The sequence below is a fragment of the Microbulbifer sp. MLAF003 genome, assembly GCF_030012965.1.
In the GTDB taxonomy this organism is placed as follows: domain Bacteria; phylum Pseudomonadota; class Gammaproteobacteria; order Pseudomonadales; family Cellvibrionaceae; genus Microbulbifer; species Microbulbifer variabilis.
The window spans coordinates 516,459-543,013 of the sequence record NZ_CP120232.1 but is presented as its reverse complement, the minus strand read 5'-3'; the positions used below and the strand labels follow the sequence as shown (position 1 = coordinate 543,013).

The following is a 26,555-nucleotide window of genomic DNA, read 5'->3' as shown; positions in this document are numbered from 1 at the left end:
TATGTTGCGTATTTTGGCAAAAATAATCCGGTCAGGAGGACCGGAAATTGCCGCTATAACAATGCGCTAGAAGGTGATTAATCTGGTCGGTAAGACCAGTTTGCACGCCAGCTTTCGGGGGCAAAGGGACGTGCCCCTGCCGGCGGCTAATCTTAAGGGATCAGTGTGACTAATTTGATCCGCCCAGTAATATACTGCCCAAAGTCAAGTCCGCGCCAGTCTTAATCGAAACAAATCTACCAATTCTACCCCTGCCCCCTGTCGCAGCGCTGTCACATTAGCGCTTTCCTGGTGCATAATAACCTTTGTACAAAAATCAGACGTTTAAAACGATCCCGCCCGCAGCGATGCTATTAACCTCCAAATACAGCCTGCCGGATTGCCCCGAGCACACACTGGCGCGCCCCCGCCTGCTGTCGTTACTTAACGACGGTCACAGCGACCAGTTGCTGTTGGTAACTGCACCGGCGGGCTACGGTAAAACCACACTTGTCACCTCCTGGGCCTCAGGCCAGGATAACCCGGTGGCCTGGTATACCCTGGATGCCAGCGACAACGAACCGAATCAATTCTGCCGCTACCTTGTGGAGAGTGTGCACCGCGCAACCGGCAACGGCGTACCCCAGACCTACCAGTTGCTAACAGCACCCCAGTGTCCGGACCCAACCTCTGTCGTCAGCCATTTGCTGGCTGAATTGCGCGGACTGCCTTGCGAGCTGCGCATAGTGCTGGACGATTATCACCAGATCGATAATCAGGTAGTACACGACACAACCCGTTTTCTTCTGCGCCACGCCCCCGCCGGTGTGGGCGTCGTCCTCACCAGCCGCAGCCAGCCGCCCCTGGGGCTCGCTACCCTGCGTGTACAGGGACGCCTACTCGAGCTGGGCAGCGATGCCCTGGCACTCACTACCGAGGAAATCGCCCAGCTGCTGAAGCAGCGCCTGCCATTTAACCTGGACGCTGATCGCGCCGCCCAACTACAGCATTTAAGTGAGGGCTGGCCCCCGGCTGTGCAACTATTCACGCTCTCTGTACGCGACCGCGAAGAGGTCGACCGTTACCTGGCAGAACTGGAGCAGGGCCATAGCCATATTCTCGACTACCTCGCCGAAGAAGTACTGGAACGGCTTGAACCCCAGCTGCGTGAGATGCTCGCATGTACCTCAATCCTCACCCGCGTCAATGCCCAGCTGGCAGAGCGCCTGAGTGATCGCAGCGATGGCCAGCAAATGCTGGAAAGTGCGGCCAGGCGTGGGCTCTTCCTACAGGCACAGGATTCCAGTCGACGGTGGTTCCGTTTTCACCCAGTGTTTGCGCGTTTCCTGCAGCGTCAACTGAGCGACCGAGATCAGTTGCAGCATTTACACACCATTGCCTGCGACACCTGGCAAGAGCTGGGCCAGCCGGTTGAAGCCCTGCGTCACGCCCTCGCCGGTGGTGACCGCGAACGCCTGCGCCAGCTGCTGAACGAGCAGGGAGAGCGGTTACTGCGCGGGGGCCAGTCCCGCCTGTTGCGCGATTGCCTTGAATGGCTGGGCGCTGAAGAGCTACAACTCAATGCGCGATTTACCCTGCTTTCAGCCAAGATGGCGCGGGAAAACTTTGAGTACGACCAGTGTGAGAAGAACCTCGCCGCCACTGAGAGCTGGCTGCAACGCCAGGATCCGCAGCAATGGCACCAGTATGAGGGTGCCTTTGCCACTATGCGCGCCCAGGTCGCTATCGCCCGCGGCCAAACCCTACAAGCCAAGGAATACGCTGAGGAAGCCCTGGGGCTGTTGCACCGTGAACAGCTGGGGGAGCGAATTTCCGCATTACTGGTGACCGGCGAAACCAGCTTCTGCCTTGGCGCATTGGAACAAGCCCTTGCACATATGCAGGAAGTGGAAGCCCTGGCTATTGCCGAGAAAGATATTCCCAGTGTCGCGTGGGCCATCTGCCAGCAGACCGAGATCGCTTTCGCCCAGGGTCTTTTGAAAAAATCCGCCACCCTGCAGGAAAAGGTGTACAACCTGGTGCAGAAACACCACCTTTCCACCCTACCAATTTCCGAGTTTGTCTGTCGCCTGCGCGGCCAATTGCAGTGGGAGTGTGGAGACCTGGAAGGCGCCGAGCGCTCCGCCCGCCGGGGAATGCAAATCAACCGCAAAGTGGGAGAGCACTGGCTTTTGCCTGAATACACCCTATTGCTGAAAATTGCTCAGGCGCGCGGCGAGAAAGAGGAGTCCCAGGAATGGCTCGACCGTATTGAGCGCCTGCTCTCAGGCGAACGCTATCATCGCGACTGGGTTGCCAATGCCGACGCCACCCGTATCCGCACCTGGCGCGCCCTGGGCAATCAACAGGCTATTACCACCTGGCTGGAACAGGCTGAACCGGTAGCCGACAGGCCCAGCAATCACTTTGAGCAATGTCACGGACGCAACCATGTACGCGCATTGATTGAGCTACATCGCTGGTCTGACGCCAATCGCTTGCTGAGCCGCTTGCAGCAGGTCGCCAAGGAGTGCGGCCTGGTGACGGACCGTCTACGCAATCGGGTATTGGAGTCCCACCTGCTTTGGCTGCGCGAGCGGCACGGTGAAGCAGTGGAAGCCATTTCCGTGGCGCTGCAGTTGGCCGCCGGGCGAGACTTCCGCGCCAGCTTCCTGCAGATCGGTAAACCACTGATCGTCATTCTGAAGGCCGCCCTGGAGCAGGGTCTGGAGGAGGCAGAAGCCACCAAGGCGCAGGAATTGATTCGCGTGACCCAGCAACAACCTGAACTGGATGGTGGCATTCGTATTGAACTGGATGACACCATCATCCGGGAGATTCTCGCCAGCGATGCGGTACCCGATTTCCTGCGCCATTCGCCACTGACTCCCAGGGAGTGGCAGGTACTCAATGCCATTCACTCGGGGCTATCGAACGAGCGCATTGCGCGTCACTTCAAGGTGGCACCCAGTACTATCAAGACCCATATCCGCAGCCTCTATCAGAAACTGGATGTCAAAGACCGCCAAGAGGCCATCGCCCTGGCCGAGCAAATGCTGCGTTCAGTGCAGGATCGCCCCTGAGACCACTCACAGCACAAGGATGTACTGACGCATTCCCACCGCAGCTCACTATAATTTGACGACACACCCAGGGTGAGTCAGATATTAGTGTGTCCTCCAACTACTCTCCCCCAGCGCGCCACAACTCTCAGCCTCTCCCCCTGGGTGGGGAGGAGGTAGACCACTGCACGCTACCCCATACTCGGCGCATCCTTCCAGAGTGGGCCTGTCCCACCCTTCAAATAATGAAACAAGGCAGTAATCCATGAGCGGCAACAGCACAGAATGGTGGCGCAATAGTGTTATCTACCAGATTTACCCCCGCAGCTTCTGCGATGCCAATGGCGATGGTATCGGCGATCTTCCCGGTATTACGCAAAAACTGGATTATGTGAAATCTCTAGGCGTAGATGCCATCTGGATCTCCCCTTCTTTAAATCCCCGATGGTGGATTTTGGTTATGACGTGGCGGATTATCGCGATGTAGACCCGATTTTTGGCAAACTCGAGGACTTCGACCAACTGATCGAAGCAGCCCATGAGCGCGGCCTGAAAATTATTATCGACCAGATCCTCAGCCATACCTCAGACCAGCACCCCTGGTTCAAAGAGAGTCGCTCCAGCCATGATAACCCCAAGTCAGACTGGTATGTATGGCAAGATCCCAGGGACGACGGCACCCCGCCAAATAACTGGGTATCCGTATTTGGTGGTGGCTCATGGCGCTGGTGTACCCGCCGCCGCCAATTTTATCTGGCTAACTTTCTCAGGGAACAGCCGGACCTCAATGTGCACAACCCAGAAGTGCAGGAGCAGCTGCTAGCCGACATGAAGTTCTGGCTGGACCGAGGAGTGGATGGTTTCCGCCTGGATGCAGTGAACTTCATTTTCCACCAGCAGGCCCTGGCTGATAATCCAGCGCGCCCACTCAGGATTGACGAAAAAGGGTTGCCGCCGGTGAATCACTACGATTATCAATGGCATCAACACGATAAGTCCCAACCTGAAAACCTCGTCTTTTTACAACGCGTCCGCAAGCTGATGGATCAGTATCCGGGCACGGTTACCGTGGGCGAGGTGGGCGATGACAACACCCACAAGATCATGGCCGAATACACCACAGAAAACCGACTGAACATGGCCTACTCCTTCGATCTGTTGACCGAGGATTGCAGCGCTGAATTCCTGCGGGAAACACTGGAGAAAAACCGCGAGGTAATTGAGAGGGGTTGGCCCTGTTGGTCCATCAGTAACCACGATGTACCCCGCTCGATTAGCCGCTGGAACAAAGGCTTCAGCGATGAATTAACCCATGCGCGCGCCCCGCTATTCCTGCTTATGCAGCTGACCCTGCGCGGCAGTGTTTGTATATATCAGGGGGAAGAACTGGGCCTGCCGGAAGCGGATATCGCTTTTGAGGATTTGGTCGACCCTTATGGCATTAACCTATGGCCCGAATTTAAAGGTCGCGACGGTTGCCGTACGCCTATGCCCTGGTTGCAGGGGGCGGCGAAAGCGCCGGCTTTTCCGCCAGTAAACCCTGGCTACCTGTTTCAGAAGATCACCAGCGACGCGCCGTCAGCATCCAGGAAGATAGCCAGCACTCCATGCTGAACCAGTTTCGCGCCCTGATTGAATGGCACCACACATTGCCGCCAAGCTTAGCGACAGCACAACAGGCAGTGATCAACACTGATAACGAATTATTGGTATTTATTCGCCGTGCCGCAGGAGAAGAACTCCTTGTTGCCCTGAATCTAGGTAAACACAGCGAGCAATATACCCTGCCTGAAGAGTTTACTGGTGCCCAAGACATTACCCCAAGCCTGTTTAAAAACCAGTTTAACAACAGCACCTTAACCCTGGATCCTGCTGGAGCCTGTGTACTGCACCGGAAAAAACCCAATTCGTAACCCGCTAACCCAGGTGTTTTTTTGACCGGTAGTTACTGCTGCTGATCGCTATTTTCAGGAAAATAACAGCACCTCTCCCAGGTATTTTGTGTTGCTTTTCTGTGTCTCTGCAACGTCAGCTTATCCTTTCGACGTCTGCTTCCTCGCCGGCCCCGTGCCGGCCTTTTTATTCCCCATTGAAAATCCTCGCAGGCAGCTCTTACAACATTTGGCTTCGACCCTGCTGCTAAATTAGATATTTGCAAAAGTACAAATTAACTGCCCTGTAAAATTACCCGGAATTTATGCTCAACGCCTGCGACCAAATGGAATATGCCCGTGCCTGAATCTGGGCCAGGAATTCAAACTGCGAATACCTCGTCGGTAGTGGCCAGCCAGGTAGATCTGCAAAAGGCAGAGCTTGGCGACGTCTATTCTGCACTCAAAACTACACCTAAGGGCCTAACCCGGAGTGAAGCTACAGCTCGGCTTAAGCAGTACGGCCCCAATACGATTCAAGAGAAAGAACAGAGCGCACTCGCCAGGTTCTTCCGTTTTTTTGGGGCCCCATTCCCTGGATGATCGAAGCCGCCGCTTTACTTTCCGCACTTATTGGGCACTGGCCGGACTTCGCTATCATCATGGCACTGCTTCTCTACAATGCCATTGCCGGATTCTGGCAAGAGCATAAAGCCTCCAATGCCCTCGCCGCCTTGAAGGCCAGTATGGCTCCACAGGCCGAAGTACTACGGGACGGCAAATTCCAGACTATTGCAGCGGCCAACGTGGTGCCAGGTGATATTTTGCGTATAAAGCTTGGTCAAGTGGTACCAGCTGATGTGCGCTTTATCGACGGCAAATCTATTAGCATCGATCAAGCCGCTCTCACCGGCGAGTCCCTGCCGGTCAGCAAAAAAGTGGGAGATATTGGCTACTCAAGCAGTATTGCAAAACGTGGAGAAATGAGCGCTGTTGCTATTGGCACCGGCCGCAATACTTTCTTTGGACGCACCGCAAAATTGGTCGCAGGTGCAGGCCAGGAGGCCTCGCACTCACAAAAAGCCGTCACTCATATTGGCGACTTCCTGATTGTGCTCTGCCTGATATTGGCGATGTTACTGGTTGGGACCCAGCTGTATCGGGATATAGTAATAGCGCCCAACTGGCACTGGTCCGACATTATCAACATTTTGCGCACAGTATTGGTGCTGCTAATCGCCTCCATTCCGGTAGCTATGCCCTCAGTGATTACTGTTACCAATGCCCTGGGTGCGTTGGCACTATCGCGCAAAAAAGCTATTGTTTCCAAACTCGAATCTATTGAAGAACTCGCCGGTGTGGATATCCTTTGCTCAGATAAAACCGGCACTCTAACGAAAAACCAGTTGAGCTTACATGATCCAAAATTATTTGATGCTCAAAGCAGCGATGAACTTATTCTCGCCGCAGCTCTAGCTTCAGAATCCGCTTCCAGTGACCCCATCGATCAGGCAATTTTTGCCGGCCTTAAAAATAAAAATCAATTAAATAACTTTCGACTAAAAGAATTCACTCCTTTCGACCCCGTTACTAAGCGTGCTCAGGCGCAGGTCACAGACGATAAAGGACACTTACTTTCTTTTTGCAAGGGTGCCCCCCAGGCGGTGATGGCACTGTGCAATCTCAACGGTGATAAAGCAGAGAAAGCAAAATCCTGTGTAGAGGAATTAGCTTCTCACGGCCTTCGTTCACTGGGAGTGGCACGCTGTAATAATGGAAATAACTGGTCTTTTCTCGGAATTCTTTCCCTCGAAGATCCACCTCGGGATGACTCTAAACAAACTATCAGCAGGGCGCGGGAACATGGACTACAGGTAAAAATGATTACTGGAGACGATGTCGCGATCGGTAAGGAAATCGCCTCCCAGGTAGGTATCGGCCAGAATATATTTGCAGCAGGGGATGTATTTGATCAATCGGAAAATATGGACCACCTGCCAAAGAAAGTGGTTGACTGTGTAGAGCGAGCCGACGGATTTGGCAGGGTATTTCCAGAACATAAGTATGCCATTGTAAAAGCATTGCAAGGGCGCGGGCATCAGGTAGCTATGACTGGTGACGGTGTAAACGACGCTCCTGCCCTTAAACAGGCCGACTGCGGTATTGCCGTCAGCGGCGCCACCGATGCCGCTCGCGCTGCGGCTGCTATTATTCTTACCGCCCCAGGATTATCGACCGTTGTCGATGCTATCGACGAAGCACGAAAAATATTCGAACGTATTATTAATTATGTGCTTTTTCGGGTTTCCATGACATTGGACATCATGGTTGTTGTGGTATTCGCTACCATTCTTTTTGGGTTCTCTCCCCTTACCCCCGTAATGATTGTACTTGTCGCATTACTGGATGATATTCCCATAATGACCATCGCCTACGACAATACCTTACTGCCCAAAGAGCCGGTACACTGGGAAATGCGTGATCTGCTGCTTGGGTCAACGATTATTGGAATTTTTTCTATTGCACAAACAATGGGCCTCCTTTTAATTGGCATGGAATGGCTACAGAATAGCCAGTGGCAATCCTGGATATCACTTAGTAAGGAACAAATCCAGACAATTATTTTCTTGCAAATTGTCGCTGGTGGTCATCTGCTGCTGTTTGTAGTGCGCTCACGTAAAGCTTTCTTTAGTAAACCATTCCCAGCAATGAAACTGTTTTGTGCGATTGTCGGCACTCAAATCCTGACGGTGCTAATGTGCGGATTCGGCTGGCTGGTTCCCGCCATCCCTTGGAGTATTATTGGCTTGGTATGGCTATATATGATCATCTGGATGTTCGCCCTGGACTTGGTCAAAAAATTACTCTACCGCCGCCTGCAGGACATTTGAAAAGAGTTTAACTTTTTCTCAATTCACTGAATGGGAATAGCCATGGATTGTTTTAAAACCTTTCAGGTTAAACCTGGCAGTAAAGTCAAACTGGATAAAATAGATCCAGGATTCAAAGACTGTTACAACAGTCGCCAAGAAGCCAATCCAATAATAGAAAAGCTCGATAGGAGAATTCGTGCCCAGCAGTACCTGATGTACGCAGAACATAAGCACTCATTATTGATCTGCTTGCAGGGCCGGGATGCTGCGGGCAAGGATGGCACTATCAATCATGTATTGGGTGCTATGAATCCCCAGGGTTGTAACGTAACCAGTTTCAAACAACCATCTAAAGAAGAAGCTGCTCATGATTTCCTCTGGCGATGCCATAAGGTAACACCGGCTCAGGGCCATGTGGCTATTTTTAACCGTTCACACTATGAAGATGTCCTGATTCAACGGGTTCACAATATGGTACCCAAATCGATATGGTCTAAGCGCTATGAGCATATCAATAATTTTGAAAAACTACTGGCCGACCATGGCACCCTGGTCCTGAAGTTCTTCTTGCATATTGATGCAGATGAACAGTTAAAGCGTTTCAAGCAACGTATTGATGATCCCACAAGGCATTGGAAAATCAGTGAAAATGACTACACAGAGGCAAGCTACTGGGATGCCTATACCAATGCCTTTGAGGATGCATTAAGTAAATGCAGTACGGCTTATGCTCCGTGGTTTATCATCCCAGCAAATCACAAATGGTTTCGTAACCTAGCAGTAGCTTCTATCGTTGCAGATGCTATGGATGCTCTGAAGATGAAATTCCCTGCCCCCACTGTCGACATAGACAAAATCAAGAAAAAATATCACAGCCTGGATAAGATAGATATAGAGGAGGGGCTGGTAAATGCCCCTAAAAATAAAAAGCAGTGAATCTCAGCCACACAGGCTAATTACCTTGCACGTTCTTTATGGAAAAGAATTTCTCAAAAGCATCATAGACAGCCAGATGTAAAGCATCACCGTGATCCAGCTGCCCAAAATAACCAAAGTGCACCCTGGCTTTATTTTTCTCACTATCTAACTTAGTGAATAGCGACCTTGTCAATCTCTCCATAACCTCACCCTCTTTCCCTACGCCGACATAAACTAATTCATCAGCACAGCAATCTTTTGGAAGATCAGCCAATAATGATCCTCCACTCCACCAAAGACTTGGACTGATGATAATATAATTGTCGAAGTGTTCTGCACGCCTAAATAGAATTTCGGTAGCTAGAAGCCCTCCTAATGACTGGCCTATCAAGGTAGAATCCCCTCTCACCCGATAGTGACTTTCAACCAGTGGCCGCACTTCCTTATCAAAAACTCTATAAACTGATCTGCCCCCTGAAGATGGGAATTCCTTACGATCCCGGGATTCCGTAGAGGGGAAGGTAAAATCCCGCTTTCTGCCTACATTCACAACTCCAACAAGAATCGACTCAGGAACCATATCAATCCAGAAAAAGGAACCAAACTGTAACAAGGCTGCAATATGAATAAAATCTTCATTTGTAGATCCATCCAAAAGATATATTACTGGATAGTCCCTTTTTGGTTCTCTTTGATCACTCTCCGCTAGGTAAACATTCAGGCTACGCTTTTCATCCGATATTTTGGATGGAAAACTTATAGAATCTCCAATAACCAAAGGTGGTTTTTTAAAATCCTAAGGTCCCAACAACAGCTGACACCAGTGAAGTACAAAAGAGGATAAGCTATTTAGCTATTATTTTCACAATGGTAAAAATAAATTTTATTATTGAGTAAGGCGACATTAATCACTAGATTTCCACCCAAAATCATACAGCAATCAGTATAAAATTAACTATCGAAAAAACTATTAGATAGTACTACTACCCAGACAGTTTGTCTGCAACCGGACTGATATATCCAGTCCGATTGTATGTCACAGACTGCTGCGTGGTTAACTACCTCAGCATTCCTGCTGAGCATTAAATTCCCTTTTCTTGGCCTCATACCACTCCTGCATCACTTCAGGACTTTCCATCAGATTCTGCTTTTTTGCATGGCTTGTAAGTGAAGGGGATCCTGTTTTTGATACATCTCGACACCATGCCTTTTACTCATTTCCGCCATCTCTTCAAAGGTGCTGGCGCGAAACTCAAGGTCACAAGCATCTCCTAATTGTGTACACGTCATTATTCTCATTGGGATATCCCTCATTCAGTGATGGCCTTTTCAGCTCCAATCAACTTAGAGCTCAGGCATCTTTTCAAATTTAGAGAGGTCTGGGTCCATATAATCCCAGGAAGCACCACTGCCCGAGTACACGACCATGGATGGTCTGAACTTTTCCAAGTCGTGCAAAGTTCCTGCCCGCAAAAATTCAAACTGGGGCATTCCACTATTTTCCGCAGATATATGGGAGCCGCAATGAGGACAGAACCCTCTTGTTATCAGGTTGCCACTTTCCGCATACTTTTCATGGTATGTGAGCTTGCCAGAAATATTAAGACTATCTTTTGGAACTGCAATATTCGATATGTGTCCTGCACCACTAATTTTCTGGCAGTCCGTACACTGGCAATGCCCCGCCATTACAGCATCACTATCACACGTATAACTTACAGCACCACATAGGCACTCCCCTGATAAATTTGACATTTTTTCCTCCATAGTAACTTACGATTTTGAAGTTATTAAATCCTATAAGCATAACTTCAATTTTGCAAGTTACTGTATTACTATTTATCGCATTGAATCGAATGGAACAACCGTGACCCCTGATAAGAACTTTTTGCGCTCCGGATGTCCGATAGTGAGCGGACTGGATGTATTTGGTGACAAATGGACCTTGGTAATACTCAGGGACTTGATTTGTGGAAAAGAGACTTATACCGAACTCGCTAATTCACCAGAGAAGATTCCAACAAACCGGCTGGCCGAAAGGCTTAGAATGCTGGAGTCGGAAAAAATTATTGAAAAATCCTTGTACCAGGAAAAACCCAAGCGTTACAAATATCTGCTAACAGAGAAAGGCCGAGATATTTTGCCGATCCTCCAGGAAATTGCCCGATGGGGCAATAAATATATTGAAGATACCTGGGTTCCACCTAAATGGTTTATGCAAAAAGAAAGGTAATTTAAAGCAAAGTAGAAGTTGTTCAGCTGTTAGACTGATTATCAGTCATCCAGAGCAAGAATTAGCTTTGTCACAAAAGGTAAATACCACAAGATCATATACGGTATACAGCGCAAATAAAGCAACCAGGAGCTGCATTGTGAATATGAACATAATCAACCTTTGCACTACTGAACATTTTTTTAGCCCAGCTTCCAAGTCAACCCCCTGGCATACCTCTGCCGTCACCATTAAATCATTACAACAGTATGCCCTTAAAGAGAGTAGTCGGTGCTTCAACATCTCTGGAATTTCATTAACATTCAATGTTGTCGGTTTTGCACCCTCCCTAATAAAAACCGGACCTGAGGCACAGTAAAAGCCTCGTTAATTGAAATGTACGAATGGTATACAAAGTATTCGTTCACCAACCTCAGCATCTAGCAGTGAGATCCTCAGGGATAACCAGGGCTGGCATCTGCGAATTTCCAATCCATATTTTTAAATTTTAGATGAGGTTCTGAGCAGTTATATAAGTGATGTAAATTCGCTGGATCAAGACCTTTAATTTGAAAATTCACGCTAATTTTTCCCTAACTGATAATTAGGCCAATAAGCATAGTTTCCAAACAAGCCTTCGGCAGGCCAATTTCGGAAGTGCAATAGGTACCAATATGGTTTTACAGGTAACCTTAAAATAGGATTATCCTTGAATGCTTCATTAGAAATGGCGACATCTATGTATAAAAAACAGCAAGCCAAACTGTAGCTTCTTCTGAAGAGGTCTCCAGTACCCGATGCTTTCTCCCCGCTGTAATCTCGACAAAATCACCAGCCTCCAAGCGCACCTTCTCACCGCAATTAAATTCAATCAATCCATACCCTGATAAAACGATTACCCACTCGTTCTGCTCCTGATTATACCAACCCTGTTCAGGGGAGGATTGCCCATAAGATACGATTCTCTCAATACGCATATCCCCTGATTTAACAATGTCTGTAAAGTGCTCCACAGATGTATCTGCAGGTAAGTGAGCGAATATATTTTTCATCCAGGCCAACTCATTATTGATTAGTCGAGGATACATAAGGTAGCTACTTGTTCAAAATTATTCTTTCCAACCAGAGAAATACTCAACCAAGTAGTCAATCGCCATTCTTGCGCGTAGTGGCAAGAAGCGACGATTCTGGTAGACAATCCAGCTACTGGCTCCCCTGCTCCAGAAAGGTTTAAGAATTGGCTTTAACAAACCTTCCTCAACAACTTCACTAAAACTGCCCTTAGGCATATAGGCAATACCTAACCCCTGTTTACAGGCTTCTACAACGGTATGGGCATTATTACTTCTCCAGCGCCCCTTAACCTTCACAACCTCTTGTCCTCCATTTACTTCAAACATCCATTGATCATTATTTGTCACAATACAGCTATGTACTTTCAGTTGACCAGGGCGCTCGGGAATGCCGTTTCGTCTTAAATATTCTTTGCTGGCAACTGCCATCATCTGCCGGTCTGCAAGCTTTCGAGCTACCAAACCGGAATCTTCCAGGCGACCATAGCGAATGGCAAAGTCGATACCATCTTCAACAAAATTAACCATCCGACTATTGAAATCCATATCAATATTTAATTCTGGATGCTCTACACCAAATTCCATCAGGGCCGGGGCGACATATTGCTCGGCAAAGAGGCCAGCACAGCTCACCCTGAGGGTTCCACTGAGCTGGAACTGCTGCTGGCTTACCTGTTCATTCGCCTGTTGCAATCCAGTCACCAGTTCCTTACAGCGCTGGTAATAGACTGCTCCAGCCTGGGTAAGGCTGACCAGGCGTGTGGTGCGGGCCAGAAGGGCGCAGCCCAAACGTTCTTCCAAACGTGAGACCTGCCGACTGACATGGCTGGTGCTACACCCCAACTGCTTCGCTGCCGCAGAGAAACCCTGGCTTTCCGCCACAGCTACAAACTCGACCAAGCCGTCAAAATTTTCCATATTTCAAACTTCTATTATTGCTATATAGCAAAGGTATTTAACCGAATAGATATATTATCAGCAGATTAAGGACAATCTACAATCCCTCCCCACTGAATGCTTACCAATAGAGGAAACAGACATGAAGAAAGTACTTATCCCGGTTACCAATCACGCCACCCTGGGTGAAACCGATCAAGCCAACGGCACCTACTCACCCGAACTGACCCATGCCGTTCATGTATTTAAGGAGAATGGCATCGACTACGATATTGCCTCAATCAAAGGCGGCAAGGCTCCTATTTACGGTACGGATATTGAGGGCGATGAGGTAAACCAGAAGATGCTGGACGATGAGGATTTCCAGAACCGTATCAACAATACCATCCCCGTAGATCAGCTGAATATTGACGACTACGATGCAGTATTTTATCCAGGGGGATTCGGCTTGCTCTCCGATCTGGCAACTAATGAAGAATTCGCCAAACTGAGTGCTGAGCACTATGAAAAGGGCGGCATCCTGGCGGCAGTCTGCCATGGTCCAGCTGGCTTCCTGCCCATCACCCTAAGCAACGGGGAAAAGCTTTTGGCCAGCAAATCGGTAACGGCTTTTACCCGCGAAGAAGAGATTGACTTCGGTACTATTAACGATATTCCCTTCCTGCTAGAAGAGTCTCTCGTTAGAACTTCGGCCCGGTTTAACAAAGTCCAGCCCTGGCAGGAGTTTGTTATTGAGGACGGACGTGTAATCAGCGGCCAAAACCCAGCTAGCGCACACGGCGTAGGCTTGGCCATTGCCAAGCAACTTGCCAGCTAATAGGGCTGCGGGCCGGTCCAAGTACCGGCCCACAACCTTGAGTAGAGGTTCCAAAAGTGCAAAATGCAATTTTTTATCCGTCCTTAATGCTCCTGGCAGGTGTCGGTATACCGGTAATGGCAACACTGAACAGTGGTCTCGGTGTTAAGCTCGGTAGCTCAGCCCTGGCAACGACACTACTGTTTTTTGTTGGATTGGTAATCTCCTCAGTTTACCTCTTTAAAACGGAAGGGATCCCAGGCGAGATTTTTCACAAAGGCATTTCCTGGTATTTCTACCTCGGCGGGATTTTAGTCGCATTTTATATATTGAGTGTCACTTGGGTGTCCCCAAGATATGGAGTGGGCAATGCAGTATCTTTCGTTCTTCTTGGACAGCTGCTCGCTATTAGTGTTATCGATCACTTCGGATTACTTGGGGCGCAGCAATCCAGCCTGGACACAAAGCGCCTAATTGGACTGGCCATGATGGTTATTGGTGTTTTGCTAGTAGTTAAACGCACTTCGTGACCTTTTAAGCACAATTTAAACCTTTGGAGTAGAAGCAATGGCTAATTTATACGTTATGGCGCGAGTCACAGCCCAGCCGGATAAAGCATCCCCGGTATTAAAACTGCTAACAGAACTGGCAAAGGAATCTGAAAATGAATCCGGCTGCCTATATTATAAAATACTGCCCGCCACGGATCAGAGTAATATATTTACGACTCTTGAACTATGGGAGTCTGCGGAAGCTGAGCAGCAGCATTGGAACACAGACCATTTGAAAAATATACTATCCCAGCTAGCCCCACTTTTAGCAGAAGAAGCAAGAATTGAAAAATACACTGAATTATAAAATATAAATTAAGTTAACTGACTATGGAGTTTTCACTCAATAGGTAAAAGCAAGTCCACAGCATCTGATTAACTGTGGACTTGCTGGGCTTTTAAAGGTAGGCCTTTATCAATTGGAAAAGGGTAATAATGGAGCGGCTATCAAACTAGTTGTTTCCAGAACTTCTACCTAAAAGTTCAGCCCAACTAACACGCTCTGCTCGGTAAATTGTGGTATCAACAACCTCCACCTCCCAAGCAGTCTCAGGTATATCTCCTGATGTCACTTCTATCAAGTGCGCATTGCGATCACCACCTGTACTTGCACTTCCTGGGCCCCCAGCACATATTAAGATATTTCCACCTATAAGCTCATCGACATCTCCAAGAGATGCAGTATATTTAGGCGCAACAAATTCCCAGGTTTGCTCCGCAGACATAGTTTCCGTATCTAATCGAAATTTAACTGCGCGGCTGTTGTAAATATCTCCACTTAATTCAGACTCATTTCTATTGTCATAGACTAATATTTCTCCATCGCCAGTCTTCATTGCAGCATGCTGGGAAGCCATCCAGCTTCCATTATCAAGGGCGAACAACTTTTCTGATAGCTCTTTAGAAACTACTGAGTCCCTCCCCATAATCCAGTTAATTTCACCACTCTTATGGTCGATACTGACCACCCAACTTTGGGAACGGCTGGAGAGAAGAATAGAATCATCTTCAGCGATATAATGCAGTGCATTAGAGTGAGTCCAATCCAGAGCCCCATTGGATAACACTCTTGCGGCCAGATCGCCTGGGAAACGGCCTGTATCCAGGTGATCAAAAGCAGACCACTCCCATACAATGTTACCCTGGGTATCGAGCTCTATAATTGCGTCTCCCTGTAATAAAGTTCCATTGATTGTTTCGGTTTCATTGCTCAATAGCAGTATGTGACCATTTTCTAGTAATAGAGCATCATGATGGTAAGGGGGCAGCTCAATAGAGGATAGGGTTTCCCCTGTAAATGAAATAGTGCGCGCCTCACCACTCAATAACAACAGTAGGCGTCCATCATGCAGATTTCTCGCTATCTTGGTACCTGTTGCAGGCAAATCACCATGTAAGTACCAGACAAGCTCGCCCTCTTCATCAAATCCCCAGAAAGTACTACCAGTATTGCCTGATGGCGCGAAAATGGTAAGCCCCCTTCACCCTGCTCATTTTTTGCAAGAAGATTTACCTCAGGTACTCCAGTGGGTTGAGGGCCCGTCTTAAACTCCACAGCCTCACTCAATACTTTTTCACCAGACTCAAATACAGCTACTGCTGTGAATTGATAAGTCGTATCAGATCGCAAACCGAGCACTACTCGGTTATGATCAGTCCCGAAATCAGTATAAGCCGTACGCCTTCTTTCTGTATCAGCAGAGTTGAATCTGATGGCCACTCTCGCATTAGACGCTGTGACCACACTGGCATTAACCATCAGACTATTATCAGGATGAGGGCTCAGTATTAACTCCACTGCCCCCAGAGTTGTTTCATCCGCCTGACTCACCTCTGCCCTGGAAAACCCGCTAAGGAATATATAAAATAATAAAAAAATTTCAGTAACACATTCTTCTTATACATGTTCTACTCCGTTTATTTATGGAAACCCAACTATTCAACGGAACCCAAGGGATTTGGTTTACATAAAATTAATTTTTTACTCTTCCATAAGCAAATACCACATTCATAGCAATATCTATTCGAACATTTTCATAAAAACAGGAAAAAGTTTAATACCACCCCCAAAAAACAAATAACATACGTAAATCAGTTTTTAATATCGGCAAACAAAACTTTAAGCCAGCATAAATCTTCTGGGCCCAGGTGTGCTTTTTACGCCAGCTTTTATTAGAATAAATATCTTTATATTAATGAAAAATTGCTTTCTCAGTTAATCCTCTCCAGTGCTTGCCATCCAAATCTGGAATTGATCCACTAGCCAGATTAGGGTCATTCAACGGATCATGTTGTTCTTGCGTAGTTCTTAAGGCCAATTCCAATTCCTGTAAAATTGGATTGATAACCTTGAGAGTACTAGCCTCAGAAAACTTTAGGGCAACGTCTTTCTCTGCTTTTGCTATGGCTCTCTTAGATTGAGCTTCATCAATTTTCTCACCGACTGGACGCAATCCAAATTTGTTGACTATCCCACCTACACCGGGAACCAGTACTTTCGCTGCCAATCCAGCACCAACAATAGGATTGAAAACCGCCGCCACACCACCAATGAGCAACATTCCCAAAGTCATTTTTCTATCTAAAGCGTCAATATCATCGGCGAGCTTGGCTTAAGGATTTCTGTGCTTTTCTTTATGCTCAAGTGAAAATTCCACGGCAGACTCCACCATGAATTTACGCAGGCTGCCTTCATAATATTCATTGGAGAAGTGAAAATACGCCGCTTAGGCAGGTCATTAACTTCTGGGGTTTCTTTGGGCAGACACCGCATAGTATGCAAGGTAAAACCTACCTCTGAAAGTTCAAAAGGAATTACAAAGTAGTGTTTTTCATCAAAGACCTGAGCAGTTTTATTATTCCTCTCGGAAGAGGCAAAAACAGGCAGCTCTTCAATCAACCCCTGAACAACCTTAACACCGGAAGTAAAGCCCTCAGGAATTCACGAAGATAAATCATCCAGTATATTCTTGCTCTTATTTAGATACTTTTTCATAATTATTCTACTCCCCCCCCCTTTTTACTACATCACGTCTCCATCTCTACCAGTTATCCGGAGAATATTTTTCTATTCCATGAACTTAAGTTTTCATAAAACCCCTTTCGCTCAATCTTTTCTGTCAAAGGATAATCGGTAGACAAAATAGGGGCACCGAGTAGTCCGAAATGGTATCAGCTTTATTAGTTCAAACGCTGACCAACGAGCTTGGCACTAACAAAGAAGTCCCTTATTCCATTTTGGTGTGATTGGCCCAAGATGGCGACCTTAACATCCTCTTGACCTGTAGTGGCAAATACCACTGCTAACCCATCCCGCAGTAAATGCCGAATATAACGGCAATCTGCACTGGGGAATCACTCACTGTTGTCTTATCCCACTTAACTGGGAGCCTGTCTCTCGCCCTGGGATTAGTAACAGTAGTTCGCAACTGCGGTTGTTTGCACAGCCCACGGGCAATTGAGAGGTGTGTAATGCATAACCGACCTTCGCTGCAAAATCATCGAACTATACATACACAACGGAAAACACCCCTACAAAAAGTGCAGGGATCTCTACGTAAAAACTCTTCATTCGCCGCCGCACTGGTGGTTGTAGGATCGGCAATATTAGCTCCCCTGGCCTATGCCGTAGATTACTCCAATCCCCACGCCCGCCAAGGCTCGAGATATGTCTCTCACCAGGGACATGGAGGGCACTATGGCGGGCATTCCAGGTACAGCAGGGATTACAGATACAGAAGGGATTACAGGGGACACTCGAGATACAGCAGGAATCAAAGGGGATATTCAAGATACGGCCGATACCAAAGGGCACAACCACGATATGGCCAGCATATGTGGTTCAAAGCCCATGTGCAGGGTACGCCACGCATTGTGATCGACCTTAGTGACCAGATAGCCTACTTCTATAAAGGTGGGCGCCTTGCCGGTATGTCTCCTGTCTCTACCGGCAAACCCGGCCATCGCACTCCCACAGGCAACTTCCGTATTTCTGAGAAGAAATATAGTCATCGCTCAAACTTATACGGTCACTATATCAGTGCCCGCGGCCAAGTACTGCGCAGCAATGTGGATGTACGCCGCCATCGCAAACCCGCCGGGTCTCGCTTCCGCGGCGCATCAATGGATTACATGATGCGGATTAACGGCCCGGTCACCATGCACGCCGGTTATGTACCCGGTTACCCGGCCTCCCATGGATGCATCCGTATCCCCTGGCATATGGCGAAGATTTTCTACCGCCACGCTAGAGTTGGAACAAAGGTATCCGTCGTACCTTAGGCAAAATTGGAGCGCTATAAAAAGGCGGACTTAACAGTTCGCCTTTTTCTTTTATTGGGAAGTCTCTGCTATTGGGAAACTTTTGCCCCCTTCCGCCTTGAAACTTCCATGCGGGTGAAATAATCATGAGCAGCTCGATTAACATGTCGCGCCAGCAACAGTGTAGATACCATGGTAGGTACGGCCATCACAGCGTACATGCCAATAATAATACTGTTAACTGCACTCAAGGACGCCACCGCCCCCAACACAATCAGCACCATATAGAGCCCGGTATAAAGCCCCTGCCAGCGACTGCCAAAAAGAAACACATAGCACTTCATACCGTAGTACCAGCAGGTAACGATTGTACTAAAGGCCAAGGGAAACACCATAAACAGCAACAGAATGGGCCCCAGCTGGCCAAACACCTGAGAAAATGCCTGTGCGGTCAGAGTCACACCAGCCACACCCTCACCTTGCTGCCAAGCCCCGGTAAGTAATATTACCAGGGCGGTACAGGTGCAGATCAGCAGGGTATCCACAATAGGCCCCAACATAGCAACCACGCCTTCGCGCACCGGCTCGCAGGTTTTTGCCGCACCGTGCGCCAATGATTCGGTACCGATACCCGCCTCATTAGAGAAAGCCCCTCGGCTTACGCCGATCGTGATCACTGTACCAAGAGCACCACCGGCAATCGCTTGGCCACTAAACGCATCACTAAAAATAAGGGCAAATGCCGCTGGAACCTGCTCCCAAAAATTTCCGATCACAATCAGGGTCAAGGTGAAATAAAACAGCACCATCCCTGGCACAATTCTCTCGGAAAATTTGCCAATACGCTGGATTCGCCCGGCAATCACGTACGCTGAGGCAATAGCGATTAATAAGCCAATAATAAAATCAAACAACAGAGAACCACCCGGTGCTACCCAGCCCAGCGGTTCGGCGAAAGACTCTCGCAATAATTGAGTAGTCTGGTTGGACTGAAATACCGGCAACATGCCGCACAATCCGGCCACAGCAAATAAAACAGCCAGTGGCATCCAGCGTTTACCAAGACCTTCACGGATGACATACATGGGACCACCCTGCAACTCCCCATTCGTATCACTGCCACGAAACATCACGGCGAGGGTCGCGGTATAAAATTTTGTAGCCACCCCCACCAAAGCGGTAACCCACATCCAAAAAATGGCCCCCGGCCCACCGGCGGTAATGGCAATGGCCACACCGGCAATATTGCCCAGCCCCAGAGTACCGGAAAGTGCTGTAGATAGTGCCTGGCTATGATTTACCTGGCCTGGATCATTTGGGTCATCATAGCGACCACTTAACAGCCCGATACTATGCCCCAAATGACGATAGGGTCGGCCACGAGAATAAAGCAGTAATGCCAATCCGCCACCAACTAGCAAGACAAGCAGCGGTGGCCCCCAGACAAAATCGGCAAAGATCTTTAGCGCTTGTTCGATTACATTAAAAAAGGACATAGGAGATTGTAATTTTCTGTGAGACAGAGCCAGTCTAGGTAGACAGGCACCAAACTGTCAAAATCCAGGGGCTCCCCCAGAGTTTCTGGCCAATCCATTCAGATAGACTAACACCAATAAAAAAGCCCCTGAATAAGGGGCTTATTAGCGGAAAAAGAGATTTAATTTAAGCTGTAGTACCAGCCCGTAATTCAGTTTCCGATTCTACAGTTTCCCGCACAAAAAATACTGATACCGCACCGAGCAGCATACTCACCCCGGCCAAAACAATAATGTAAATCGCCTGGTTGTCGAACACCGACTTCAAGATCAGCCCCGCCACCAAAGCAGAAACTATCTGGGGTGCAGCAATTGTGAAATTAAAGATTCCCATATACACACCGGTTTTATCTGCCGGCAAGGTGTCGGATAAAATCGCGTAGGGCATTGCCAAAATTGCCGCCCAGGCAATACCGACACCAATCATTGGCAGTAACAAACCCAGTGCACCGCTGGGCACAGAGACCTGGGTGATCAGCAGATTCACCTCGGTCGGCTCGCCACCCTGAAACAGCAAGAACCCAATATAACCCAACCCTCCCAGCGCTAAAGATAGTGAGTAAGTCAGTCTGCGCCCCAGCAGTTGAGCCACCCTCGCCAACACAATCGAAAACAACGCAGCAAACAGCGAATAGGCAGCGAAGATAATGCCCACCCAGTCACCCGCCGCACCCTTAGCTGCGGCGATATACGTGGGAATTTCATTTACAGTTTCAAGGTAAGCGGGATCAAACCACTTGGCTTCCACTCCCCAAACATGCTGGGTAATCGCTGGGGTTGTGTATACCCACATAATAAACAGGGCGAACCATGAGAAGAATTGCACCAGGGCCAACTGGCGCATAGTGCGGGGCATACTCAGCATCAAACGGAAAAAGCCACCCAAACGCTGTAAAAGTGTCCCTTTCTGTTCCCGCTCTTTTTGCAACTGCTCAGCATCAAGGCCTTTATAAGCATTGTACTGCTCCGGTGGGTATTCCTTGGTACGCACAACTGTCCAAAGCACACTACCCAATAATACTGTTGCACCTATATAAAAAGCCCAGATCACCGAAGGGGCCACTTCGCCGGCACGGGCAGTATTTTCCAGGCCGATAACATTGGTGAGAATAAATGGAAGCATAGAGCCAAAAATGGCACCGATATTAATCAGTAGGGATTGGATGGAATATCCCAAGGTGCGCTGCTCTGAGGGCACCATATCTGCCACCAGTGCACGGAAAGGCTGCATGGTGACATTGAAGGCGGCATCCATCAGTGCCAGCATTACACCGCCGAACAAAATTGGCGCCACCAGAGCTACGACAATTCCAGCATTGGGCATAAACGCCATACCCAGAGCTGCGGCAATAGCACCAAACAGGATATACGGATTGCGGCGCCCAAAACGGCTCCAGGTACGGTCCGAAGCAGAGCCCACGATAGGCTGCACAATAAGCCCCATCAGCGGAGCCACTATCCAGAAAAGTGACAGCGAGTGTAAATCCGCCCCCAAATCAGACAAGATCCGGCTGGCATTCGCATTTTGCAGGGAGAAGCCAAACTGCACTCCCAGGAATCCGAGGCTGACATTCCATACCTGCCAGAAGGGCAGGCTCGGCTGTTGGGCCCGGGGCGCGGCGGCGCCGTTTACTGATTGGGTCATTGGGATCACCGCATCTCTATTTATGCTTATTTTGCCATTCTGTCACGCCAACCTCAGGTCTCCATCCTCCCCACAGGGGGAGGATGCAAGCACTAAATAGTGCCTTAGCATAGGCTTGGGTCCCCTGTGCCCGCACAGGTCCTGCAGCCACAAATAGTCAAATAATCAACTGAAGTTCCGCGCGATGATCCCAAATCTGCCCCTTCTGCGTCTAATTGCCCTTGCCAGCACCCTCTGCTTGAGCGTACTCGCTGTAGCCGGTGAATCAAGAAGTTACCTGGCACATCAGCAAAGCAAAGACTCACTTACCATACAATTAAATGATGGCGAGGTCTCCCTTACACCGGTCGGCCCTTCGGCACTCTCCCTGCACTACCACAGCGAAGGTATCAAACAGCTGCCTTCTTTTGCTATTGACGACAAGCCGGAAAGTTCGTTCAAGGCCCAGTTGCGGGACGGAGAGGACAAGCTCATCTACCAAACTGGCTCCCTTACAGCAATTATCCACAAGTCTCCCTTCCGAATTGAGTACTTTCGCGGTAAAGAGCCAATCCTAAGTGAAGAAAGCGGCTTCTTTGCCACCGAGACAATGCGCGGATTCCGCTTTGCACTGTCGCCAGAGGAAAAACTACTGGGCGGTGGAGAGCGGGTTATGGGGATGGACCGTCGCGGTCAACGCCTGCCCCTGCATAATCGTGCCCATTACGGGTACACCACCGAATCCAACCAGATGTATTTTTCCCTGCCTGCAGTACTGTCCAGCAACAAATACATTCTGCTGTTCGACAACTCTGCCACCGGCACCCTGGATCTGGGCGCAAACGAAGAAGATATCCTGCAATTTGAAGCCGTAGCCGGGCGCACCGCTTACATCGTGGTAGCCGGTGAGACTTATCCACAGTTGCTGGAAAATTATGTATCCACCACCGGCAAACAGCCCCTGCCACCCCGTTGGGCCCTGGGTAACTTCGCCTCCCGCTTTGGCTATCACAGCGAAGCCGAAGTCCGCGCAACCGTGGATAAGTTTGCCGAAGAAGATTTCCCCCTGGACGCCCTGGTGTTGGATCTCTATTGGTTTGGCCCGGATATTAAAGGCCATATGGGCAACCTGGCCTGGGACAAGGAAGCCTTTCCCGAACCAGAAAAGATGATGGCAGACCTTAAAAAACGCGGCATCAATACCATTCTGGTGACCGAGCCTTTTGTCCTCTCCACCTCCGAGCGCTGGCAGGAAGCCGTGGCGAATAATGCCCTGGCCAAAAACCTGGCCGGAGAGCCCAAGCGTTTTGATTTCTACTTCGGCAATACCGGCCTGATCGATGTCTTCTCCGAAGATGGCCGCGACTGGTTCTGGAATATTTACGACGGGTTATTGGAACAGGGCGTAGCCGGCTGGTGGGGCGACCTGGGTGAACCGGAAGTTCACCCCTCCGATACCGTTCACGCAATCGGTATGGCCGATGAAATCCACAACGCCTTCGGCCACGCCTGGGCACAATTACTACACGAACGCCAAACGGCAAAACACCCTGAACGCCGCCCCTTTATTATGATGCGCGCCGGTTTTGCCGGCTCCCAGCGCTACGGCATGATCCCCTGGACCGGCGACGTTGCTCGGGAATGGGGTGGCTTACAGCCCCAGGTGGAATTGGCTCTGAGTATGGGCTTGCTGGGCTTTGGCTACACCCATTCAGACCTGGGTGGCTTTGCCGGTGGTGAGAAATTTGACCGTGAACTCTACATCCGCTGGTTACAGTACGGCGTATTCCAACCGGTTTACCGCCCGCACGCCCAGGAGCATATTGCTTCCGAGCCAGTTTTCCACGACCGCCGCACCCGCGACATCCTGCGCGAATATGTAAAACTGCGCTATCGCCTGTTGCCCTACAACTACACCCTCGCCTTCGAAAACAGCCAGACCGGCATACCGTTGATGCGCCCGCTGTTTTTCGAAAACGAAAGTGATCTGTCCCTACTGGACTACAAGGATGCTTACTTGTGGGGTCAGGATTTCCTCGTTGCCCCAGTCGTGGAAGAAGATGTGGATGAGGTGGCGGTAAAACTGCCCGGCGGCACCTGGTTCGATTACTGGACTGATGAACAATATTCTGGCGATCAGGCCCTGGTAGAAGTGAACCTGAAAACTATTCCTGTACTGGTGCGGGCCGGCGCCATTATTCCCACCATTGACGGTATTCACAGCAGTCGTGATTACTCCAGTAAAAACCTGACCTTGGATTACTACGCGCACCCATCAGCAGCAAAATCTGAGCGCTATGTTTATGAGGATGATGGTGCTACCGCGCAAGCTTTTGAAAAAGGCAAATACGAGAAGCTGCATTTCTCAGCAGAAAACAAACAGCAGGGTTTATCCTTTTCCTTTAGGCGTGAAGGCGAGGGCTATACCGGTATGCCGGAGTCCCGCAAGGTCACTTTAAAGATTCACAACTGGCAACAAGTGCCCGTGCAGCTCAATATTACCGGCAAATCCCTGCCTATTTTCGACAGTGAAAAAGACCTTGCTCAGACACCCCATGGGGCCTGGTACAACAAGCGCAAGCAGCAACTGCTGGTTAAATTTGACTGGCATAAAGAACCGCTGGATTTAACGCTCAAAAATCAATAATTCAGCAAACCGCTGTTCACTGACTAAAAACTTTTAAAGTCATCAGGAAACAATGAAGAAGTTACATTCCCTGTTTATTGCCAAACTCATTTCGGCTTCATTACTAGGTGCTGCTCTATTCGGCGCTGCCAGCTGCAGCCAGGAGAGCGGCCCGGAAGAAATACAGCCCGCTGAAAAAGTTGCAGAGAAAAAAGCGGTTATCTACCAAGTGCTGCCGCGCTTATTTGGCAACACTAACAGCACCAACAAACCCTGGGGCACACTCGAAGAGAATGGTGTGGGTAAGTTCTCCGACTTTACCCCAAAAGCACTGAATGAAATCCACGCGCTGGGCGCCACCCATATCTGGTACACCGGTGCCCTGCACCACGCGCTCGTTGGCGACTATACGGAATACGGTATCAGTAACGATGATCCAGACGTGGTTAAAGGCCGCGCCGGCTCTCCCTATGCCATCAAGGATTACTACAGCGTAAACCCGGACCTGGCCAATAACCCAGCAGAGCGATTACAGGAATTCCGCGCACTGGTGGAACGCAGCCACGCAGCCGGTCTGAAAGTGATTATCGATATAGTGCCCAACCATGTAGCCCGCGCCTATCATTCTCTCGATAAACCCCAAGGCGTACAGGATTTTGGAGCTGGCGACAACACCCAGGTCACCTACGCCCGCAACAACAATTTCTACTATGTGGTGGGCGAAGACTTCCGCGTGCCCGTTGCAGAAGACAGTTATCAGCCACTCAATGGCGAAGTCAATGATCTTGTCGATGGGCAGTTTATAGAGAGTCCAGCGAAATGGACCGGTAATGGCGCGCGCAGTGCACAACCTGCCATGCACGACTGGTATGAAACGGTCAAAATTAATTTTGGCGTTCGCCCCGATGACAGCAAGAATTTTTCTGAGCTACCCCAGGAATATGCCGAGCGCGACTACCGGGCCCACGCCCAGTTTTGGGCAGACAAGAAAGTCCCGGACACCTGGGAAAAATTCCGCGATATCGCCCACTACTGGCTGGACTTTGGCGTGGATGGATTCCGCTATGACATGGCCGGTATGGTACCGGTAGAATTCTGGAGCTACCTGAATTCCTCCATCAAAATGCGCAACCCCAACACACTGTTACTTGCCGAAATCTATACTCCGGAGCGCTACCGGGACTATCTGCACCTGGGCAAAATGGATTACCTCTACGATAAAGTCGGCACCTACGACGCTATTCGCGCGGTCATGGAGAACAAGGGCAGTACAGATAAAATCGCAGAGGTGCAGGCAGGCCTGGTAGATATTTCCTCTCATATGTTGCGCTTTATGGAGAACCACGACGAGCAGCGTATTGCCAGCCCACAATTTTCTGGCAACCCAGAGGCAGGCAAACCTGCAATGCTGGTATCCGCCGCGCTCTCTCCAGCCCCTACCCTGGTTTACTTTGGCCAGGAGTTAGGAGAGCCCGCCAACAAAGATGCCGGCTTCGGTAGAGCCAGCCGCACCACCATTTTCGACTACTGGTCAGTACCCAGTGTGCGCCGCTGGAATAATGAGGGCGCTTTTAACACTGCTCTGCTGACAAAAGAAGAAAAAGAATTGCGCAGCTTCTACCAGCGACTGCTCAACTTCTCCAAGCAAAGCTCTGCCTTACGTGGTAACTATTTAGATTTGCATAAATACAATCGCAAGCAAAGTACTGGCTATGGGGAAAAGCAATTTTCCTTTGCCCGCTGGGACAATTGTGAAAAACTATTGGTAATAGCCAACTTCAGCAGTCGACATTCTGAATTTGATTTTGTTTTACCAGAAGAGTTACTTCGTAAATGGAATTTGAAAGATGGAGTGTATCAGGTTAAGGGCCAGATTTCTGATAGGACGATAAATCTCCTAATAAATAACAGGCTAGGGAAGATTCACTTTAAACTAAAACCCTTTGAAAGTAACATATTCCACATTTCAAGTGCATCACCTCAAAATTCACCAACAAATATTTAGTGAAATTATATCGGGGAGTGGACACTCCCCACAAATTCAGAATCGATAAAAATCATATTTCTGGCTATTTCTTTTCTGGAAATCATTCACATCCCCCATTTAAAACCAGATATACGCATCGAAAAACTGTGAAACGGTCAACAATTACTTAAAGAAATAAAAAAATATTTATTTTGCCTCCCATTACAAATAACATGCATCGATTCCAATAATATTAGCTAATAGAATACTAATAACTGAGACACTCGAACCAGTTACAGGGAAATCATGTTG

The 26,555-nt window shown here is 48.9% G+C and carries 23 protein-coding genes and 2 pseudogenes; 14 read left to right on the top strand and 11 right to left on the bottom strand.

What is annotated here, in order from left to right; translation table 11 throughout:
- The first annotated feature begins 347 nt into the window (after nt 1-347).
- The 6 genes and pseudogenes from malT (at nt 348) to P3339_RS02585 (ending at nt 8,721) form a co-directional block, all read left to right on the top strand.
- On the top strand, nt 348-3,062 hold the full coding sequence (gene malT / locus P3339_RS02615; protein WP_282952342.1) for an HTH-type transcriptional regulator MalT: 2,715 nt from the start codon (nt 348-350) through the stop codon (nt 3,060-3,062).
- 244 nt (nt 3,063-3,306) lie between these two features.
- A pseudogene (locus P3339_RS02605) lies at nt 3,307-4,655 on the top strand (alpha-amylase family glycosyl hydrolase).
- Nucleotides 4,649-4,954: a hypothetical protein gene (locus P3339_RS02600; protein ID WP_282952339.1), complete on the top strand. Its 306-nt coding sequence runs from the start codon at nt 4,649-4,651 to the stop codon at nt 4,952-4,954. The pseudogene P3339_RS02605 and the gene P3339_RS02600 overlap by 7 nt, the downstream one beginning before the upstream one ends.
- Before the next feature lie 318 nt (nt 4,955-5,272).
- Complete coding sequence (locus P3339_RS02595; RefSeq protein WP_282952338.1) at nt 5,273-5,515, top strand: cation-transporting P-type ATPase; 243 nt, start codon at nt 5,273-5,275, stop codon at nt 5,513-5,515.
- Nucleotides 5,512-7,803 carry a plasma-membrane proton-efflux P-type ATPase gene (locus P3339_RS02590; protein WP_282952337.1) on the top strand — a complete coding sequence of 764 codons (2,292 nt, stop codon included), beginning with the start codon at nt 5,512-5,514 and terminating at the stop codon, nt 7,801-7,803. The genes P3339_RS02595 and P3339_RS02590 overlap by 4 nt, the downstream gene beginning before the upstream one ends.
- Nucleotides 7,804-7,845: 42 nt before the next feature.
- Nucleotides 7,846-8,721, top strand: a complete 876-nt coding sequence (locus P3339_RS02585) for a polyphosphate kinase 2 family protein (protein ID WP_282952336.1) — start codon at nt 7,846-7,848, stop codon at nt 8,719-8,721.
- A 16-nt stretch (nt 8,722-8,737) separates the two neighbouring features.
- On the opposite strand, the gene P3339_RS02580 is transcribed toward P3339_RS02585, so the two are convergent.
- On the bottom strand, nt 8,738-9,481 hold the full coding sequence (locus tag P3339_RS02580; protein ID WP_282952335.1) for an alpha/beta hydrolase: 744 nt from the start codon (nt 9,479-9,481) through the stop codon (nt 8,738-8,740).
- Nucleotides 9,482-10,047: 566 nt separating this feature from the next.
- On the bottom strand, nt 10,048-10,458 hold the full coding sequence (locus P3339_RS02575) for a GFA family protein (protein ID WP_282952334.1): 411 nt from the start codon (nt 10,456-10,458) through the stop codon (nt 10,048-10,050).
- A 112-nt stretch (nt 10,459-10,570) separates the two neighbouring features.
- Between P3339_RS02575 and P3339_RS02570 the strand changes: the two genes are divergently transcribed.
- Nucleotides 10,571-10,936, top strand: coding sequence for a winged helix-turn-helix transcriptional regulator (locus P3339_RS02570; RefSeq protein ID WP_282952333.1), 366 nt, complete (start codon nt 10,571-10,573; stop codon nt 10,934-10,936).
- Between the two features lie 94 nt (nt 10,937-11,030).
- Here P3339_RS02570 and P3339_RS23280 read toward each other — a convergent pair.
- From P3339_RS23280 to P3339_RS02560, 3 genes and pseudogenes are all read right to left on the bottom strand, one after another.
- Nucleotides 11,031-11,281: pseudogene (locus P3339_RS23280) on the bottom strand (DUF1203 domain-containing protein); the annotation flags it as partial.
- Between the two features lie 371 nt (nt 11,282-11,652).
- Nucleotides 11,653-11,967, bottom strand: a complete 315-nt coding sequence (locus P3339_RS02565) for a cupin domain-containing protein (protein ID WP_026305209.1) — start codon at nt 11,965-11,967, stop codon at nt 11,653-11,655.
- Between the two features lie 57 nt (nt 11,968-12,024).
- Nucleotides 12,025-12,906: a LysR family transcriptional regulator gene (locus P3339_RS02560; RefSeq protein ID WP_020414395.1), complete on the bottom strand. Its 882-nt coding sequence runs from the start codon at nt 12,904-12,906 to the stop codon at nt 12,025-12,027.
- A 121-nt stretch (nt 12,907-13,027) separates the two neighbouring features.
- On the opposite strand from P3339_RS02560, the gene P3339_RS02555 reads away from it, so the two are divergent.
- Genes P3339_RS02555 through P3339_RS02545 form a run of 3 tightly spaced genes read left to right on the top strand, consistent with a single transcriptional unit; the run spans nt 13,028 to nt 14,539 of the window.
- A complete protein-coding gene (locus P3339_RS02555) occupies nt 13,028-13,702 on the top strand; it encodes a type 1 glutamine amidotransferase domain-containing protein (RefSeq protein WP_020414394.1) in 675 nt (224 codons plus the stop codon).
- A 56-nt stretch (nt 13,703-13,758) separates the two neighbouring features.
- On the top strand, nt 13,759-14,211 hold the full coding sequence (locus P3339_RS02550) for a DMT family transporter (RefSeq protein WP_020414393.1): 453 nt from the start codon (nt 13,759-13,761) through the stop codon (nt 14,209-14,211).
- A gap of 37 nt (nt 14,212-14,248) precedes the next feature.
- Nucleotides 14,249-14,539, top strand: a complete 291-nt coding sequence (locus tag P3339_RS02545; RefSeq protein ID WP_282952332.1) for a putative quinol monooxygenase — start codon at nt 14,249-14,251, stop codon at nt 14,537-14,539.
- A 145-nt stretch (nt 14,540-14,684) separates the two neighbouring features.
- Here the strand turns inward: P3339_RS02545 and P3339_RS02540 are convergent, their stop codons facing one another.
- The 4 genes from P3339_RS02540 to P3339_RS02525 all read right to left on the bottom strand — a co-directional run bounded on the left by P3339_RS02540 (nt 14,685) and on the right by P3339_RS02525 (nt 17,131).
- Nucleotides 14,685-15,701 carry an aryl-sulfate sulfotransferase gene (locus tag P3339_RS02540; protein ID WP_282953539.1) on the bottom strand — a complete coding sequence of 339 codons (1,017 nt, stop codon included), beginning with the start codon at nt 15,699-15,701 and terminating at the stop codon, nt 14,685-14,687.
- Nucleotides 15,593-16,063, bottom strand: a complete 471-nt coding sequence (locus P3339_RS02535) for a fibronectin type III domain-containing protein (RefSeq protein WP_282952331.1) — start codon at nt 16,061-16,063, stop codon at nt 15,593-15,595. Before P3339_RS02535 ends, P3339_RS02540 begins: the two co-directional genes overlap by 109 nt.
- Before the next feature lie 361 nt (nt 16,064-16,424).
- On the bottom strand, nt 16,425-16,805 hold the full coding sequence (locus P3339_RS02530; protein WP_282952330.1) for a DUF1269 domain-containing protein: 381 nt from the start codon (nt 16,803-16,805) through the stop codon (nt 16,425-16,427).
- An 8-nt stretch (nt 16,806-16,813) separates the two neighbouring features.
- Nucleotides 16,814-17,131, bottom strand: a complete 318-nt coding sequence (locus P3339_RS02525) for a hypothetical protein (protein ID WP_282952329.1) — start codon at nt 17,129-17,131, stop codon at nt 16,814-16,816.
- A gap of 768 nt (nt 17,132-17,899) precedes the next feature.
- On the opposite strand from P3339_RS02525, the gene P3339_RS02520 reads away from it, so the two are divergent.
- The gene (locus P3339_RS02520) at nt 17,900-18,109 is read left to right on the top strand and encodes a hypothetical protein (RefSeq protein WP_282952328.1); all 210 of its coding nucleotides are present in this window, start codon (nt 17,900-17,902) and stop codon (nt 18,107-18,109) included.
- Nucleotides 18,067-18,513: a L,D-transpeptidase family protein gene (locus P3339_RS02515; RefSeq protein ID WP_169337133.1), complete on the top strand. Its 447-nt coding sequence runs from the start codon at nt 18,067-18,069 to the stop codon at nt 18,511-18,513. Before P3339_RS02520 ends, P3339_RS02515 begins: the two co-directional genes overlap by 43 nt.
- A 68-nt stretch (nt 18,514-18,581) precedes the next feature.
- Here the strand turns inward: P3339_RS02515 and P3339_RS02510 are convergent, their stop codons facing one another.
- Both P3339_RS02510 and P3339_RS02505 read right to left on the bottom strand, forming a co-directional pair.
- Nucleotides 18,582-19,988 carry an alanine/glycine:cation symporter family protein gene (locus P3339_RS02510; RefSeq protein WP_020414386.1) on the bottom strand — a complete coding sequence of 469 codons (1,407 nt, stop codon included), beginning with the start codon at nt 19,986-19,988 and terminating at the stop codon, nt 18,582-18,584.
- Nucleotides 19,989-20,154: 166 nt separating this feature from the next.
- On the bottom strand, nt 20,155-21,672 hold the full coding sequence (locus P3339_RS02505) for an MFS transporter (protein ID WP_282952327.1): 1,518 nt from the start codon (nt 21,670-21,672) through the stop codon (nt 20,155-20,157).
- Between the two features lie 184 nt (nt 21,673-21,856).
- Here P3339_RS02505 and P3339_RS02500 point away from each other — a divergent pair, with 184 nt between their 5' ends.
- Together P3339_RS02500 and P3339_RS02495 are read left to right on the top strand one after the other, a co-directional pair.
- Entirely contained in the window at nt 21,857-24,298 is a 2,442-nt protein-coding gene (locus P3339_RS02500) for a glycoside hydrolase family 31 protein (protein WP_282952326.1), read from the top strand.
- A gap of 52 nt (nt 24,299-24,350) precedes the next feature.
- Nucleotides 24,351-26,282, top strand: coding sequence for an alpha-amylase family protein (locus P3339_RS02495; RefSeq protein WP_282952325.1), 1,932 nt, complete (start codon nt 24,351-24,353; stop codon nt 26,280-26,282).
- Nucleotides 26,283-26,555 lie beyond the last annotated feature (273 nt).